We start from the raw sequence: 16267 nt of genomic DNA on the forward strand, positions 1-16267 counted from the left end.
CATGTATCAGAAGATCCTGCTGCCGGTGGACCTGAACGAAGAAGCGTCATGGAAGAAGGCGCTGCCCACGGCAGTGACATTGTGCCAGACCTTTGGAGCATCGCTGCATATCGTGACGGTACTGCCAGAGTTCAAGATGCCCATGGTGGGGGCCTACTTTCCGAAAAATTTCTCGGAAAAAGCCCACTCGGCCATCAAGGAGGCGCAGCACACGTTCATCAAGGAGCAGGTGCCTGAAGGGATCAAGACCCAGAGCGTGATCGTCGATGGCTCGCCCTGGGAGGCCATCATCAAGGTCGGCAAGAAAATCGATGCCGACCTGATCGTGATGGCCTCGCATACCAAGCGCAAGTTCGTCGATTATGTGCTGGGCCCCAACGCCGAGCACGTCGTGCATCATGCCAAAGTGTCGGTCATGATCGTGCGCTAACCGCTCGCTTCGAAAGCACCCAAGCAACGCGCCAGGCATCTAGCCTGGCGCGTTTTTTTGCATATTACCCAGCGCTAACGCATCGAATTATTCGTTGGTAATGGACCCTCTTGAGGATTTTTTGTACGTGACTCCATGAAAGCGCTTCGCCCGGAAACAACTCAACTACATTAAAAGAGCATTAAGCCATTAACGTGGAATTAATGGTGTCATCACACAGGGTAAGCATTTGCCTGAGTGTTTGGTGCGACAACGCCACCTGGGGTAAATCACGGGAGTTACGCCATGAATGCAACAACAAAAACACAGCCAGTGGCAGGTGTGCCCAACGTCAAGATCACTATCAACAAGGTGGGCATGGACAGGCCACGAGCCTGGCTGGCCGCTGGTGTGGAAGATTTTCGTCGTGCGTCCGCCATCAGTCTGGCGTACGGACTGTTCTGGGTGGGCTTGAGTATTGCCATTACGGCTGGGGCCTTCACGCTGGGTTACTGGTACTGGCTGCTGCCCATGATTGCCGGGTTCATGTTCGTGGGGCCGTTAGTGGCCGTTGGGTCTTACGGTATCAGCCGTGCCCTTGAGCAGGGACGTGTCCCCAACCTGGGCGATGCGTTTGGCAGTTGGAAGCCCCATGCGGGTCAGTTGGCCATGATGGGCGTGATGATGATGATTTTCTTCCTCGCCTGGATTCGCTTGGCCACGCTGCTGTTCGCGCTATTCTTCGGTTTTGAAGTGCCGAGCCCCGCTACGCTGTATACCGCGCTGCTCACTACGCCCGAGGGGCTGGGAATGTTGGCCGTTGGCACAGTGGCAGGAGGAGTGCTTGCCTTTGGCGCGTTCGCGATCAGCGTGGTGGCCATTCCAACGCTGATGGATCAAGACCTGACCTTCATGGAAGGCATCGAAGCCAGCGTGCGCTGCGTGGCACGCAATTTCCGCCCGATGCTGCTGTGGGCCGCCATCCTGACCGGCTGTGTGCTGGTGGGTGTCATGACGTTCTATATCGGCTTGGCGCTGATTCTGCCCGTACTTGGGCATGCCAGCTGGCACGCCTACGAAGAGCTGGTGCGCTTTGAGCCCATCGAGCAGCTGAAGACCTGATGATACGTTGATGCAATGCCACCTCGGTAGGAGGATGTCATTCGCGACGGGCCAAACACATCGTAATTAGCCTGACCTGTGAATCGAGATGGCGTACCCTAGGCGCCATCTCTTTTTATTTTGTCCCTGTCGCAAGGCTTGATTCGCGTGGTGCGCTCAGGGCAATACGATACGAGGGCATAGTAGTGAAAGCGATGTTATTGGGGTGGATCATGCTGGCGTTCAGCATTCCTCATGCAGTGCTGGCAGAGACGACAAAGCCGCTGGAAGCGCCTGAAGGGCCTGTCATTCTCACGGTCGACGGTGGCATCGGAGCCACCAACGCAGAGCAACAGGCACAATTCGACCATGAGATGCTGCTGGCGTTGCCGCAGCACTCGTTTACCACCGGGACACCGTGGACAGAAGGCAAAAGCCACTACCGTGGGCCGTTGATGCGCACGTTGCTGGAGTTCCTGGAGAGCGAGGGAGATACCGTCAACGTTGCCGCGCTGAATGGTTACGAGGCGGAAATCCCGATCAGTGACTTTTACGACTACGATGTCATTCTCGCGCTGGAGCGCGATGATCAAGCCATCCCGATTCGTGAGTATGGCCCGCTATGGGTGCTTTACCCTTTCGATCATGACGAAGCACTGCTGAGCGAGCGCATGCGCTTCAGGGCAGTCTGGCAGGTAATGCATATCAATGTCCGCCAGTGAGTCTACGCCTCGGGCACCTCGCTTGCTGCGTTACCCTCGGCGTCTCAAGCTGCTGGCCATCATCACGGTGCTGCTGTTTGCCGCCGCACTGGTGGTGGCAGGGCTCTCCGCGTGGCGCCAGGACAACCTGACCCAGAGCTTGCGTGAAGATACGGCCTGGGTGGTCTATAAACTCGATCGCGATGCCGTTCAGCTATTGAATCATCTGCTGGCAGAAACGCGTACTTCGCTCTCTCCCACCGCTCAAGACGCGCTCAACCTGAGGTTCGAGCTGCTCTACAGCCGCATCACGCTGCTGCGAGAAGGCGAGGTGAGTTCGCTATTGCAGAGTATCAGTGCGGCGAGGGAGCTATTGGCGTCGATTCAACAGCAACTGGATCGGCTTGACCCCATGTTCGAGCCGTATGCCGTGCTGACCCCACTGCCCATCACGGAACTGGAAACAGAGCTGCAGGCCCTCACTCGCCTGACCGAACGTTTCGTGATTGCGATCAATGGCTATCTCGCCGAGTCGGCAACAGAAGAGCGCGCCTTGTTGAGCACGCTGTACAAGCTGCTCATTACGCTGCTGTTCGGAATGAGCGTGGCCGTCTTGCTGGTCATTGCGTTTTTGGTGCGTGAAATGCGGGAAAGCGCGGCCGCGCGCCGTGAACAGGAGCAGCTGGGCAAACAGCTTCAGGTGACCGCTCGCCAAGCGCAAGCGGCCAACCATGCCAAATCCGATTTCCTGGCCATGGTCAGCCATGAAATTCGTACGCCTCTGAACGGCGTGATCGGGATGAGCGAACTGCTGCGTGAGCCTGCCAGCCCTGCTCAGGTAGAAGATTACGCCCGAACGATCCACGAGAGCGCCAATCAGCTGCTGGCCATGATCAACGAGATTCTCGACTTCTCCAAGATCGAGGCAGGTCATTTGACGTTGGAAACGATCCCCACGGCGCTCACCCCCTTGGTGGAAGGCGTCATGGCACTGTTCGAACCCAGGGCTCAGGCCAAGGGCGTGCAGCTCTCGCTGGATATCGATGCGCTGGTGCCCGCCTGGGTCATGATCGATGCTGGTCGGCTGCGCCAGATTCTGCTCAATCTGATCGCCAACGCCATCAAGTTCACCGATCATGGCAGCGTCACCATCCGCGTCAGTTCTACCGTCAACGCACTGGTATTTGAAATCCGCGATACCGGGTGCGGCATTCACCCTGAACAGCAGGCATCCTTGTTCGAACCCTTTCAGCAGGCCGACGAGAGCGTCGCCAGGCGCTACGGGGGTACCGGGCTGGGGCTGGCGATTTGCAAGCGCTTGTGCGAAGCCATGCAGGGCCGCATGGGAGTGAACAGCGAGCCTGGTCAGGGCAGTACATTCTGGTGTGAGCTGCCTTTGGTCGAAGCAAGCCCGATCGATGCTCCCTTGCCCGTCGTTCCTTCCAAGGATTTTGCGGGGTTCTCGCTGCTGCTGGTAGAAGATAATGCCGTCAATCGGAAAGTGGCCGTGGGCTTGCTCTCGCGACTGGGGTGTGAAGTGGTGTGTGCCGAAAATGGCCATGAAGCGCTGAACATGGTCAAGCGTCAGCCAGTACACCTGGTGTTCATGGATATCCAGCTGCCCGATATGAGCGGCATCGAGGTAACGCGTCGACTGCGCCAACAGGCAGGCTGGTGTCAGCAGGTGCCCATCATCGCCATGACCGCGGGCGGTGCAGACGATGACCGTCAGCGCTGTCTGGCCGCCGGGATGAACGATTACATCACCAAGCCGCTATCGCTGCTGGCATTGAGCAATGTGCTGGCACTGCACCTGACCGAACAGCACGGGCAGCTTCTACCCAGCATGCCTGAGACACGGGAAGAGCATGATGACGCGTGCCTGCTGGACGAGACCGCACTGCAAACGCTGTTGGCCTCGTTGGGTAGCGAGAGTGTGACCCAACTGATTGTGCTTTATCACCAGCAAGTCAGCGACTATACCGCGCAGCTAGCCGGCTACTTCTCCCGTGAAGGGCACGTGGGCAGCGAACAGGCACTGCAAGTGAAGCGGCTTGCGCACCAGCTGCGCGGCGAGTCGTTGAGCATCGGAGCCGAGCGGTTGGCTGCCGAGGCCAAGAGCCTGGAGCTGATGGCCGATATGCCTGCGCCCGAAGGTGAGCAACTGATGCGTGCATTCAGCAGCGTACGCCACTGCGCAGGTCGTACTCATGCAGCGCTGGAGAAATGGCGTCGTGACCATCAACTCTACTGACAGCGGTATTCGTACGGCTGCAAGTCGCCATGCCGACCCCGCTCAGGCGGCCGCAGAGCTGGCTTCCCTACTGCACCACCCCAATGCGGGCTTTTTGCTGTTCTTTTGCAGCGCGGAGTATCCATTGGAGGCATTGGCAACGGCGTTTGGTGCGGCCTTTGGTGAGCTGCCCATCAGCGGTTGTACCACGGCAGGTGAGCTGACTCCGCAAGGTTACGAGCGAGGGTCCATTGTCGCCATATGTCTCGATCAGCGGTTTTTCGCCGTCGAAACGGCATTGATCGACGATCTCGAAGGTTTTGATCTCGCCGTGGCTCAGTCACTGGTCGACACCTTGCTGGATCATTGTCGGCAGCAGGCGGTGGCGCCTGTCAATGAACACAGCTTTGCGCTCACGCTGCTGGATGGCTTGTCGAGCCGAGAAGAGCAGGTGCTGGCCACGCTGGATGCCGCGCTGGGGCGCATTCCCAGCTTCGGAGGCTCGGCCGGTGACGACAATCACTTGTCCCATACCCATGTCTACGCGAATGGCCGCTTTCACACCCAGGCTGCCGTGGTGGTGATGATCAATACTCAGCTGCCGTTCGAGGTGTTTTCCACGCACCATTTGCGGCCCCTGGCGCACAAGCTGGTGGTGACGGCGGTCGACCATGAGCAGCGGCGGGTACATGAGCTGAATGGGTTGCCCGCGGCCCAGCTCTATGCCGAACTGGTAGGGCGTCCGGTGGCGGCACTGGACCCCGTGGTATTTGCCCAGCACCCGCTGGCCGTGCGGTTGGGAGGCCAGCACTACATTCGCTCCATCCAGCGCGTCAATGACGACGACAGCCTGAGTTTCTACTGTGCCGTTGAAAATGGCATCGTACTCACGGCCATGCAGCCAGCCCCCTTGTTGGAGAACCTGGCGACCATGCTGGCACGGGTGGAAGCTCGCCTGGGGGCACCAGTGGCCATTCTTGGTTGTGACTGTTTTTTGCGGCGCATGGCGCTCGAGTCGTTGGGCCAGCTGGCTCAGGCCTCGATGCTGCTGCGCCATGCCAACGTGGTCGGTTTCAATACCTATGGTGAGCAGCACCATGGCATGCATGTGAATCAGACGTTTACGGGGGTGGCCTTTGGCGCTCTTCCAGCCTCCTGAGCAACACGGTGAACAGCCGACTATGGCAACGCTGCAGGAGGAAAATCGCCGTTTGCGCAAAGTATGCCAAGCGTTGATGGAGCGCGTGGAGTCAGGCGGCAGTCCCAGCGGCGCCCCGTATGCCGCGTTCGAACGCTCGGTACTGCTGGCCGAGCAGGTGCGCGAGCGCACCGATGCCCTGCATCGCGCGCTGGATGAGCTTGGGCGCGTGAATGCTCGGCTGTTGGCGGCCAATGCGCAGGCCGAAGCCGCCAACCTCTCCAAGACCCGCTTTCTGGCGGCGGTCAGCCACGACTTGCTGCAGCCCTTGAACGCCGCACGGCTGTTTGCCAGCGCCTTGGAAACGCATACGTTGCCCGATGCCTCCCAGGCGTTGGTGGGGCATATCGGCCGCTCCTTGAAGGATGTCGAAGGCCTGCTGGGCACGCTGGTGGACATTTCAAGGCTGGACGCCGGGGTGCTCCACGCCGACAAGGCACCCTTTGCCGTGAGTACCCTGCTGGATGCGCTGGCCGAAGAGTATCGTCAGGTGGCTGCCGTGCGCGGCTTGTCGTTTCACTACGTGGCGTCTCGGGCCTGGGTGGACTCGGATCTGGCACTGCTGGCGCGAGTGGTGCGCAACTTCCTGAGTAACGCCGTGCGTTACACCGAACAGGGGCACCTGTTGTTGGGATGTCGGCGGCGAACCAACGGACTCGAGATCATGGTGGGAGATACGGGCACCGGTATTCCTGAAGCGCAGCGTCAGGCGATCTTTCTCGAATTTCGTCGTGCCAGCCAGCCTCAGGGAGACCACAGCCGCGGGCTCGGGCTGGGCCTGGCCATCGTCGACCGTATCAGTACCATGCTGGAACACCCGGTTGCGCTAATGTCGCGGCCCGGGCGTGGCTCCCTGTTCTCCATTCTTGTGCCCTATGCGGGAGCGGCCGGTGAAGCGTCTGCAAGCGGGGTGAACGCTGGTTGGTGGCATGAAGACCCTCTGCAGGGCTGCGTGGTGTGGGTGGTGGACGATGACCCGGCCATCCTCGCAGGCATGCAGGCGCTGCTCAGCGGTTGGGGTTGCCGCGTGCGTGCTGCCGCCACGGTGAGTGCGCTGGAGGCGGCCAGTGACGGGGAACGACCTGCGGTTCTGCTGGTGGATTATCATCTGGGAGAGCATCGCGAAAATGGTATCGATCTGGCCGCGCGACTGCGGCGGCGTTATCCCGGCCTGGCGACCGTCGTCATTACCGCCAACCACGAAGCCGCGGTCAAGCGCGCCTCTCGGGAAGCAGGCCTGCACTACTTGCTGAAGCCTCTCAAGCCCCTGCGGCTCAAGATGCTGCTGGGAACGCTACTGGAGAACCATCCGCCAGGATAGGGCGCGTTGGCTCAAGGGGAGGGTTTGCCCGACAGGCTGGCCGTACGCTGGGCAATATGGCTGCTCAGATCCTCTTCGCTGGCCAGCACGATGGCGTGCACGCGGCTGGACGCGCCCAGTTTGCGCAGGATGGCGGAAACATGGGTCTTGACGGTGGTTTCGGCAATCGTCAGTTCACGCGCGATCTGCTTGTTCGACATACCCTGGCTCATGCAGCTCAATACATCCAACTGCTTGTCGGTCAAGCGCGGTAGGCGCCCGGGTCGTTCGACGTCCTGGAGGGCGGCCGACGAGGATACGCTGGCCGCGGCAGGAGCACGTTGGGCAGGAGGGCGGCGCATGATATCGGCAGGCAGATACAGCTGGCCCTGGAGTATCTGCTCCAGCGCCGACAATAGCTGCTCGCCGGGTGTGGACTTGGGGATATAGCCCACTGCGCCCTGGGTGATGGCATCCAGCACCAGTTGGCGCTCCTGATGCGCCGAGACGATGGCCACCGGCAGCCAGGGAAAGGCGCTGCGCAACGTTTTCAACCCTTCCAGGCCGTCGGCATCCGGCAGGCTCAAGTCCAGTAGCAGCAAATCCAGCGTGTCGTGTGCCTCGATATGCGCCATGGCTGCCGCCAGGCTGTCAGCCTCCAACAGCCGCGTGTCGGCCAGCCCGCCGCGGATGACCGCTTGAAGCGCGTCGCGAAACAGCGGGTGGTCATCGGCCACTAGTAGCGAATACATGGCATCTCCTACCAAGGAATGAGGGTGCATCCTGCCATTGGGCGATATCGGGATTGCCTTCGGTGACCAACACTGAACAGGCACCTTTTAATAATCATAATACTCAGGAGCAGCACCATGATCTACGCCAACCCAGGTGAATCGGGCTCAGTCGTGTCGTTCGAAAAACGCTATGGCAACTACATCGGCGGTGAGTTCGTACCTCCGGTGAAGGGCCAATACTTCGACAACATTAGCCCAGTCAATGGCAAAGTGTTCTGTGAAATTCCCCGCTCCAGCGCCGAAGACATCGAAAAAGCGCTGGATGCCGCCCATAAAGCCGCTTCGGCGTGGGGCAAGACCTCGGTACAAGAGCGCAGCAACATTCTGCTCAAAATCGCCGACCGTCTCGAGCAAAACCTCGAAATGCTGGCCGTGGCCGAAACGTGGGATAACGGCAAAGCGGTGCGTGAAACCCTCAATGCGGACATTCCGCTGGCTGTTGACCACTTCCGCTACTTTGCAGGCTGCCTGCGCTCCCAAGAGGGCACCGCCGCTGATATTGATGCCAACACGGTGGCGTACCACTTCCACGAGCCGTTGGGCGTGGTAGGGCAAATTATTCCGTGGAACTTCCCGATTCTGATGGCGGCTTGGAAACTAGGCCCGGCGCTGGCAGCGGGTAACTGCGTGGTGCTGAAGCCTGCCGAACAAACCCCAGCGTCAATTTTGAAAGTGGTAGAAGTGATCGGCGATCTGTTGCCTCCAGGCGTGCTGAACATCGTTAATGGCTTTGGCGCAGAGGCAGGCCAAGCGCTGGCTACCAGTAAACGCATCGCTAAGATCGCCTTTACCGGCTCGACGCCGGTGGGCTCACATATTTTGAAGTGCGCGGCAGAGAATATTATTCCTTCCACGGTGGAGCTAGGCGGCAAATCTCCGAATATCTACTTTGCCGATATTATGAACGCCGAGCCGACGTTCATCGACAAAGCGGTAGAGGGGCTGGTGCTGGCCTTCTTTAACCAGGGCGAAGTGTGCACCTGCCCGTCGCGGGCGCTGATTCAAGAGAGCATGTACGACGAGTTCATGGCGAAAGTCATTGAGCGCACCAAGACCATCAAACGGGGTAACCCGCTGGATACCGACGTCCAGGTGGGCGCTCAGGCATCCCAAGAGCAGTTTGATAAGATCATGTCGTACATGGATATCGCTCGGGATGAAGGCGCTGAATTCCTTACCGGTGGTGACAAAGAAACGCTGGATGACAGCATCAACAGTGGTTACTACATTCAGCCCACGCTGTTGAAAGGTAATAACCAGATGCGCGTGTTCCAGGAGGAGATCTTCGGCCCAGTGGTGGCGGTGACCACCTTCAAAGATGAGGAAGAAGCGCTGGCGATTGCCAATGACACCGAGTTTGGCTTGGGCGCGGGCGTTTGGAGCCGCGATATTAACGTGGCCTTCCGCATGGGGCGTGGCATTCAAGCGGGTCGCGTCTGGACAAACTGCTATCACCAGTACCCCGCCCACGTAGCCTTCGGTGGCTACAAGAAGTCAGGCGTTGGTCGTGAAACCCATAAAATGGCGCTTGGACATTACCAGCAAACCAAAAGCCTGCTGGTCAGCTACGATATCAACCCGCTTGGGTTCTTCTAAACGCTTGTTATGTCGTCCCATCGCCCGGCCTAGGCCGGGCGATGCTGCACATCCTCTGGCGCTAACTCTACGGATAAGAGCAGCTTAGAACTGCCGTTAACCATTATTAGGAGTCGCATCATGGATAATACAATGCGGGCGGCCGTCGTGCGCGAGTTCGGACAGCCGTTAGTCATAGAAGAAGTCGATGTTCCACGCCCAAAGCAGGGGGAGGTATTGATGAAGGTGGCGGCCTCGGGGGTCTGCCATACGGATCTACACGCAGCGCACGGCGACTGGCCAGTCAAACCTTCACCTCCCTTTATTCCAGGGCATGAAGGCGTTGGGCATGTTGTGGCGGTCGGGGCCGGTGTCTCCCATGTCAAAGAGGGCGACCGTATTGGTGTTCCTTGGCTCTATTCGGCCTGCGGTTTTTGCGAACACTGCTTAGGCGGCTGGGAAACCTTATGTGAGTCCCAGCAAAATACCGGTTACAGCGTTAATGGTGGGTTTGCCGACTATACCTTGGCCGATGCGGGGTATGTGGGGCGGCTGCCGGATAACGTTGGCTTTGTCGAGCTGGCTCCGGTGCTGTGTGCCGGCGTAACGGTTTATAAAGGTTTAAAAATGACCGATACCCGCCCCGGCCAATGGGTGGTGATTTCGGGCATTGGTGGCCTTGGCCATATGGCAGTGCAGTATGCCAAAGCCATGGGGCTTAACGTGGCGGCTGTCGATATTGATGACGGCAAGCTGGCGCTGGCTGAGCGCTTGGGCGCGACGGTTACGGTAAACGCCATGAAAACCGACCCCGCGGCATACCTTAAAAAGACCATTGGCGGTGCCCATGGTGCGCTGGTCACCGCAGTGTCGCCGAAGGCCTTCGATCAGGCGCAAAATATGCTGCGCCGTGGCGGTACGCTGGTACTTAATGGCTTACCGCCAGGGGATTTTCCACTGCCCATCTTTAGTACCGTGCTCAATGGGATCACTATTCGTGGCTCGATTGTCGGTACGCGTAGCGACCTTCAGGAAGCGCTCGATTTTGCGGCGGAAGGTAAAGTGGAAGCCACCGTCGCAACGGATACACTGGACAATATCAACGATGTTTTTCAGCGCATGATAGACGGTAAAATCGAAGGGCGTATTGTGCTAGACATGGCGGGTTAAACGCCCAGCGCGCATAAAAAATCCCGGCCGCGTGGCCGGGATTCTTCGTTTTACGCGTTGTACGTAAAGCGCTACTTACATCTGCGCATCTTCAGGTGGTTCGCCGATGGTGCCTGGCATAGCCTGCACATGGCCCATCTGCTCCCCGGCCAGGGTCAGGAAGTGCAGGTGGCGTTCGTATTCGGCCACCAGATCGCCAATCACCTGGCCACGGGTGTAGCCGTTGAGATCTTTATCCTGGCCGCCTTCGGCCAGATAGACATCCAGGCGCACATAGAAGTCATCGTCTGCCGGGATGAAGCTCGGGGTGCGCATGCGGTGCGGGCAGACCTGATAGACAAAGCTGGTGGCTTCGCCAAAGTCGACCTGCAGCGTCAAGGTGGGCAGCGACTCCCCTTCCACCTGCTCTTCGGTCACGTTGGCGGTTTGGCCACGGCTTTCGAGCTCCTGGGCAAACTGGGTCATGGCGGGACGGATCGCGTGCTCGATGGTGGCCGCTGCCCCGGCACGGTTGGAGGTATCCAGCGCACGGTCCAGGCGCTCGCGCCAATCGCCGCCAGGCGCACTACCTGCAATCATGCGGCGTGCATCGGCCTTGCTGCCTTCCAGCCTCAAGGCTTTGTAGGTGCCTACCATGATGGCAAAAATCACCACCGAGAACGGCAGGGCGGTGATCACCACGGCGCTTTGCAGTGCGTTCAGTCCGCCTGCCATCAGCAGTGCCACGGTAATCAGGCCGATCACGGCCGACCAGAAAATGCGCAGCTTCACCGGGGCATCATGGTTCACGTCGCTCAGAATCGAGGTGAAGTTGGCCAGTACCAAAGCGCCGGAGTCGGCGGAAGTAATGAAGAACACAATGCCCAGCACGGTGACCACAGCGGCGGTGATACCGACGTAGGGGTAGTACTCCAGCAGCGTGTAGAGGGTGGTTTGCGGCGAGCTCAACGCCTGTTCGCCCAGCTCGACGACGCCTTGATTGGCGACCAGCTCGATACCGCTGTTACCGAAAATGGACATCCACACCATCATGAACGACAGCGGAATGAACAGCGCACCGGCGACGAATTGGCGAATGGTGCGGCCACGAGAAATACGCGCCAGGAACAGGCCCACGAAAGGCGTCCAGGCAATCCACCAGCCCCAGAAGAAAATGGTCCACCACATTTTCCACTCCTGGGCGCCTTCGTCGGCAAACGCGTAGGTATCGAAGCTGGCAGCAACAAACCCGGAGAGATAGTCACCGGCGTTGTTCACCACCTTGTCGAGCAGGGTCAGGGTATCGCCGGAAAACAGCACGAACAGCATCAGCGCCAGCGCCAATAGCATGTTGAACTCGGAGAGGCGGCGAATGCCCTTCTCGACCCCGGTCACCACGGAAATGGTGGCCAGCACCACGACCAGACCAATCAGAATGATCTGTACCGTCAACGTCTCGGGAACGTCGAACATGTAGTTGAGGCCGTAATTGAGCTGCAGAACGCCAATCCCAAGACTGGTGGCGATACCGAACACGGTAGAAATCACCGCCGTAATATCGACCGCGTTACCAATCGGGCCGTGAATGCGCTTGCCCAGCAGTGGGTAAAGCGCGCTACGAATAGCCAGCGGCAAGCGATGGCGGTAGCTGAAATAAGCCAGCGCCATGCCCGTCAGCACGTACAGTCCCCAACCGGAAAGCCCCCAGTGCAGGTAAGTCTGAACGACAGCGTTGCGCATGGCCTCTTGGCTTTCAGGCGTCAGGTCCGGCGGGGCCAGGTAGTGGGCCACCGGCTCTGCCACGCTGAAAAACAACAGGTCAATGCCAATGCCGGCGGCAAACAGCATGGCGGACCAGGAGAGCAGCGAGAACTCCGGGCGTGAATGGTCCGGGCCCAGGCGTATGCTGCCGAAGCGCGACATGCCGATCAGTACCACGAACACCAGGTAGGCGACGATGGCGAGCATGTAGTACCAGCCGAAGGTGGTGCTGACCCAGGCCAGGCCCGCGTCGAAAAAAGCGCCTGCCTGCTCGGTAAACAGCATGGTCATCACCAGAAAGATGAGTATACCGGCGACGCTGCCGTGGAAAACCACGGGGTTGAGTCGATCCCGCGAGGGGAGGGTCGAGTTGTCTTTCGCCATGGAGGCGGACTCCTGTTGTTAAGACAAGGGAAGAATTATTTTTGAATGAACGTTCAAATAAAATACGCGCTTTGCTACGCCAGTTCAAGTGACGAGCCAACCACGTAAAATGTTGAAACAGGAGTATAGATAGCCCTGCGCCCAGCAGAGCTGGGCGCAGGGTAGCAGGACGAACGTTAAATCAACGCTTATTCAGCATTGGCCTGATCACCGTGGCGGCCACCACGCTTGCCGTGCTCCTGACGGTATTCGGCGTGCACCTCGTGCATGGCATCCCGCAGTGCCTGCTGCTCTTCATCTGACAGAATGTCTGCAACGCGGGCCTGATGCTCCTCACGCAGCGCCATGACCGCTTCACGATGCTCGGCATGGGCCTGATTCAGTGCGGTTTGCTGCTCTTCGCTCAGCTCGGCGCGCTGGTAAACTTCCTGGCGGCGCTCTTCCATGCGCTCGTGCATGGCTTCACGTTCCATGCCACGGTGCTCATGTTGCTCGGCCTGTGCGGTGAACGCCAGGGGCATCAGGGCAATGGCCAGAAAGGCAGGAGCAAAACGTTGGCTAAGAGACATTTTCATGGCATACCTCATGGGTCATTAATGGGCTAATGTTGACCATGGCAGTATCCAGGGGCTTGGTGTAAATCGGTTGCAGGAAGTGTGCAACAACCGTGGTCTTATGCGGAGGGGCAAGGATCACGCCACAGGGTGAGGGGCACAGGAAACAGGAGAACACCATGCCAGAACTTGGATTCATTGGCCGCTATGCGCGCCTGGGCGCGCTGGTAGCGCTGCTCAGTGGCTGTGGCGCCACCCATCAGGCCAGCCAGGGTGAACCGGCCATCGCACGCCAGGGCCTGCGGGAGGCGCTGCCGTTCACGGCGCTGGTCCAGCAGCGCTATACCCCGGACGACTGGCCCGAGCCGCTGGTGGCCGATGTGCTGCTCCCCCGCACCGAGGGCGCGGGCCTGCGTCCAGCCGCCCTGCTGGTGCATGGGGGCGGTTGGCGTAACCGCAGCCGTGACGACATGGCAGGCATTGCCCGGCAGCTGGCTGAACAGGGCTACGTCACCGTCAATATCGAACACCGCTTCGTACCGGAATATCGTTTCCCCGCCCAGCTGCACGACTTGCAGCAGGCCATGGCCTGGCTGCATCGCCATGCCGACGAGTGGCAAGTGGATACGAACCGCATTGTCGGCGTGGGCTTTTCCTCAGGGGCTCACCTGGTGAGCCTGTTGGCGCTGGCGGGCAGTGAAGGCCCCCTGGCAGACCCCTACGGCGGCGAGCATGCCCGGCTTGCTGCGGTGCTGGCCGGCGGTTTGCCCAGCGACTTGCTGAAGTTCAACGATGGGCGGCTGGTGGTGGACTTCATTGGTGGTACGCGCGCAGAGAAGCGTGACGCGTATGCCCTGGCATCGCCCGCGCGGCAAATCACTTCTCAAGCACCGCCGTTCTTCTTGTTTCACGGCCGCTGGGATCGGCTCGTGCCCGTCGATCACGCCACCGATTTTTATGCCGCGCTTCAGGCGCAAGGTACGCCCAGCGAGCTGTATCTTCAGCGTGGCCGAGGCCATTTCGCCAGCTTCCTGCTGCGTGGCAGTGCCATCGAGGCAGGTATCGCGTTTCTGAATCAGCAGGTTCAGCCGGAGGGCAGGCGCGGGAACTAGATGTCAGAGGGTTGTGTGAGGGCCGAACTGACGGGGCCAGTGCGTCTTGCGCTTGGCCCGTTTTTTATTTGACGCCCCACCTGGCGAAAGCAAAAATTAAAACGGTTGACTTAAACTCAGCGGCTGCGTTATTCCATGGAGAGCCTGTGCGGTAGAAAAACATGTAGAAAGCTAATAAAAACAATGGCCCCTTCATGAAAGGGCCCCAACGAAGAGAATGTGCATGTCAAATGATCACTTCTATGACAGCGCGCCGTGGGCACATCTTTATGGCACCAACCATCACGCGATAGGTGACCAGCCGCAGCCGCGCTTTGCCAGTATTCCCGCGATGGTCACTACGGCAGCCCAGCAGTTTGGCTCCCACACCGCGTTCACCACCTGCATGCCCAACGGCATGAATGGCACGCTTGCTTATCGGCAAACGGATACTCTCTCCGATGCGTTTGCGGTTTACCTGCGTGACACCCTGGGGCTTGCCAAAGGCGACCGCGTTGCGGTGCAAATGCCCAACTGTCTCGCGCTTCCGGTGGCCATTTTCGGCGTTTTGAAAGCGGGCTGTGTGCTGGTGAACGTCAATCCGCTCTATACGCGTCGAGAAATGGAGCATCAGTTCAACGATGCTGGCGTCAAGACGCTTGTCATCATGGATATGTTTGCCGACAAGCTGGAGGACGTGCTCCCCAACACTGGCATTCAGCACGTCGTACTCACTTCGCTTTCGCAATGGTTTTCACCAGTCGTGCGCACGGTATTGGATGCCGTACTGAAATATTGGAACAAAGCCATCCCCCAACACTCGCTGAACGCCGTGACGCTGAGCCAGGCCATTCAAACGGGCAGTGCACGGCAAGCCGAACAAGGCATTGACGTGGCGCGCTACTGGCAGGCTATCGCGCGTGAAGACACCGCGCTGTTGCAGTACACCGGCGGCACCACCGGGGTCAGTAAAGGCGCAGAGCTGACGCACGGCAATCTGCTGAGCAATTTAGAACAGGTCGATCTGGTGGTTGGCAGCCACATAGAGGTTGGCAAAGAGTGCGTTCTCACCGCGCTGCCCATCTACCATATTTTCGCGTTCACGGTGAACCTGCTGGCGTTCTACAGCAAAGGGGCGCACAACGTCCTCGTGCCCAGCCCGCGGCCTATTCAGAACTGCCAGCGCGCTTTTGATAACTACCCGATCTCCTGGATTGCAGGCGTCAATACGCTGTTCAACGCGCTGCTCAACGAAGAGTGGTTCACCGTGTACCCGCCTAAAAACATGAAAGTGGCGATGGCGGGCGGCACCGCGCTACATAAATCCGTCGCTGAGCGCTGGCGCGCGGTGGTCGGCACACCGATTGCCGAAGGCTACGGGCTAACAGAAAGCTCTCCGGTGATCTGCTTCAACCCGATTGGGCATGAGCGTGCTAACAGCATCGGCATTCCCGCGCCGTTTACTCAGGTGCGCATCGTCGATGAACAGGGCGTGACGGTTGCCCCGGGCGAGCCTGGCGAGATTATCGCGCGCGGCCCACAAATCATGAAAGGTTACTGGAACAACCCGGAAGAGACTGCCAAAACGCTGAAAGGTGGCTGGCTTTACACCGGCGATGTGGGAACCATGTCAGAGGATGGTCACTTTCAAATCGTCGACCGTAAAAAAGATATGATTCTGGTCAGCGGATTTAACGTTTACCCCAACGAAGTAGAAGACAGCATTGCGCGCTTACCTCAAGTGCAAGAGTCCGCCGTCATTGGTGTCCCCGACGATCAGACAGGCGAAGCGGTTCACGCCTACGTCGTGCTGCGTGAACAGGGGCTAAGCGCCAAGGACGTTATCCGGCACTGTAAAACAGAGCTTGCCGCCTACAAGGTTCCCAAAAAAGTGGTGTTCTGGGATGAGCTGCCCAAAACCCCTGTTGGCAAGGTGCTGCGCAAAGAAGTGCGTGCCATCGTGCAGGGCAGTCACGCCGAGACTAAACAACAATAACCGCAAACAGCGGCAGGCTAC

General features: G+C 59.0%; 13 protein-coding genes. 10 read left to right on the forward strand and 3 right to left on the reverse strand.

All coding sequences use genetic code 11. From position 1 onward, the window contains the following. Nucleotide 1: 1 nt before the first annotated feature. From IE061_RS04375 to IE061_RS04400, 6 genes are all read left to right on the forward strand, one after another. Nucleotides 2-430 carry a universal stress protein gene (locus IE061_RS04375; RefSeq protein ID WP_039175450.1) on the forward strand — a complete coding sequence of 143 codons (429 nt, stop codon included), beginning with the start codon at nt 2-4 and terminating at the stop codon, nt 428-430. A 285-nt stretch (nt 431-715) separates the two neighbouring features. Then, complete coding sequence (locus tag IE061_RS04380) at nt 716-1531, forward strand: DUF2189 domain-containing protein (RefSeq protein ID WP_039175452.1); 816 nt, start codon at nt 716-718, stop codon at nt 1529-1531. A gap of 194 nt (nt 1532-1725) precedes the next feature. Beyond that, nucleotides 1726-2232, forward strand: a complete 507-nt coding sequence (locus tag IE061_RS04385; protein ID WP_230478378.1) for a putative pterin-binding protein — start codon at nt 1726-1728, stop codon at nt 2230-2232. After that, nucleotides 2219-4465, forward strand: a complete 2247-nt coding sequence (locus IE061_RS04390) for an ATP-binding protein (RefSeq protein ID WP_039175454.1) — start codon at nt 2219-2221, stop codon at nt 4463-4465. The genes IE061_RS04385 and IE061_RS04390 overlap by 14 nt, the downstream gene beginning before the upstream one ends. After that, entirely contained in the window at nt 4422-5603 is a 1182-nt protein-coding gene (gene nosP / locus IE061_RS04395) for a nitric oxide-sensing protein NosP (RefSeq protein ID WP_373294939.1), read from the forward strand. Before IE061_RS04390 ends, nosP begins: the two co-directional genes overlap by 44 nt. A 22-nt stretch (nt 5604-5625) precedes the next feature. Further along, nucleotides 5626-6963, forward strand: a complete 1338-nt coding sequence (locus IE061_RS04400; RefSeq protein ID WP_144979626.1) for an ATP-binding response regulator — start codon at nt 5626-5628, stop codon at nt 6961-6963. Nucleotides 6964-6974: 11 nt separating this feature from the next. On the opposite strand, the gene IE061_RS04405 is transcribed toward IE061_RS04400, so the two are convergent. Further along, nucleotides 6975-7694 (reverse strand): response regulator, encoded by a 720-nt coding sequence (locus IE061_RS04405; RefSeq protein ID WP_193461060.1) that lies wholly within the window; start codon nt 7692-7694, stop codon nt 6975-6977. A gap of 117 nt (nt 7695-7811) precedes the next feature. Between IE061_RS04405 and exaC the strand changes: the two genes are divergently transcribed. Beyond that, complete coding sequence (gene exaC, locus IE061_RS04410; protein WP_144979632.1) at nt 7812-9332, forward strand: acetaldehyde dehydrogenase ExaC; 1521 nt, start codon at nt 7812-7814, stop codon at nt 9330-9332. Between the two features lie 120 nt (nt 9333-9452). Next, nucleotides 9453-10481 carry an alcohol dehydrogenase AdhP gene (gene adhP, locus IE061_RS04415; RefSeq protein WP_170968122.1) on the forward strand — a complete coding sequence of 343 codons (1029 nt, stop codon included), beginning with the start codon at nt 9453-9455 and terminating at the stop codon, nt 10479-10481. A gap of 75 nt (nt 10482-10556) precedes the next feature. On the opposite strand, the gene betT is transcribed toward adhP, so the two are convergent. Together betT and IE061_RS04425 are read right to left on the reverse strand one after the other, a co-directional pair. Beyond that, nucleotides 10557-12605, reverse strand: coding sequence for a choline BCCT transporter BetT (betT, locus tag IE061_RS04420; protein WP_193461061.1), 2049 nt, complete (start codon nt 12603-12605; stop codon nt 10557-10559). A gap of 188 nt (nt 12606-12793) precedes the next feature. Further along, nucleotides 12794-13180: a hypothetical protein gene (locus IE061_RS04425; protein ID WP_193461062.1), complete on the reverse strand. Its 387-nt coding sequence runs from the start codon at nt 13178-13180 to the stop codon at nt 12794-12796. 158 nt (nt 13181-13338) lie between these two features. On the opposite strand from IE061_RS04425, the gene IE061_RS04430 reads away from it, so the two are divergent. Then, the gene (locus IE061_RS04430; protein ID WP_193461063.1) at nt 13339-14271 is read left to right on the forward strand and encodes an alpha/beta hydrolase; all 933 of its coding nucleotides are present in this window, start codon (nt 13339-13341) and stop codon (nt 14269-14271) included. A gap of 223 nt (nt 14272-14494) precedes the next feature. Beyond that, nucleotides 14495-16246 carry an AMP-binding protein gene (locus tag IE061_RS04435; protein WP_193461064.1) on the forward strand — a complete coding sequence of 584 codons (1752 nt, stop codon included), beginning with the start codon at nt 14495-14497 and terminating at the stop codon, nt 16244-16246. Nucleotides 16247-16267: the final 21 nt, after the last annotated feature.

This window comes from Vreelandella hamiltonii (assembly GCF_014651795.1).
Lineage (GTDB): Bacteria > Pseudomonadota > Gammaproteobacteria > Pseudomonadales > Halomonadaceae > Vreelandella > Vreelandella hamiltonii.

Excerpts from the sequence above, each read along its gene's own strand:
- IE061_RS04390 (WP_039175454.1), top strand. The coding sequence starts at position 2,219 with ATGTCCGCCAGTGAGTCTACGCCTCGGGCACCTCGCTTGCTGCGTTAC.
- adhP (WP_170968122.1), top strand. The coding sequence starts at position 9,453 with ATGGATAATACAATGCGGGCGGCCGTCGTGCGCGAGTTCGGACAGCCG.
- exaC (WP_144979632.1), top strand. The coding sequence starts at position 7,812 with ATGATCTACGCCAACCCAGGTGAATCGGGCTCAGTCGTGTCGTTCGAA.
- nosP (WP_373294939.1), top strand. The coding sequence starts at position 4,422 with ATGCAGCGCTGGAGAAATGGCGTCGTGACCATCAACTCTACTGACAGC.
- IE061_RS04425 (WP_193461062.1), bottom strand. The coding sequence starts at position 13,180 with ATGAAAATGTCTCTTAGCCAACGTTTTGCTCCTGCCTTTCTGGCCATT.
- IE061_RS04435 (WP_193461064.1), top strand. The coding sequence starts at position 14,495 with ATGTCAAATGATCACTTCTATGACAGCGCGCCGTGGGCACATCTTTAT.
- IE061_RS04375 (WP_039175450.1), top strand. The coding sequence starts at position 2 with ATGTATCAGAAGATCCTGCTGCCGGTGGACCTGAACGAAGAAGCGTCA.
- IE061_RS04405 (WP_193461060.1), bottom strand. The coding sequence starts at position 7,694 with ATGTATTCGCTACTAGTGGCCGATGACCACCCGCTGTTTCGCGACGCG.
- IE061_RS04430 (WP_193461063.1), top strand. The coding sequence starts at position 13,339 with ATGCCAGAACTTGGATTCATTGGCCGCTATGCGCGCCTGGGCGCGCTG.
- IE061_RS04380 (WP_039175452.1), top strand. The coding sequence starts at position 716 with ATGAATGCAACAACAAAAACACAGCCAGTGGCAGGTGTGCCCAACGTC.
- betT (WP_193461061.1), bottom strand. The coding sequence starts at position 12,605 with ATGGCGAAAGACAACTCGACCCTCCCCTCGCGGGATCGACTCAACCCC.
- IE061_RS04385 (WP_230478378.1), top strand. The coding sequence starts at position 1,726 with ATGTTATTGGGGTGGATCATGCTGGCGTTCAGCATTCCTCATGCAGTG.
- IE061_RS04400 (WP_144979626.1), top strand. The coding sequence starts at position 5,626 with ATGGCAACGCTGCAGGAGGAAAATCGCCGTTTGCGCAAAGTATGCCAA.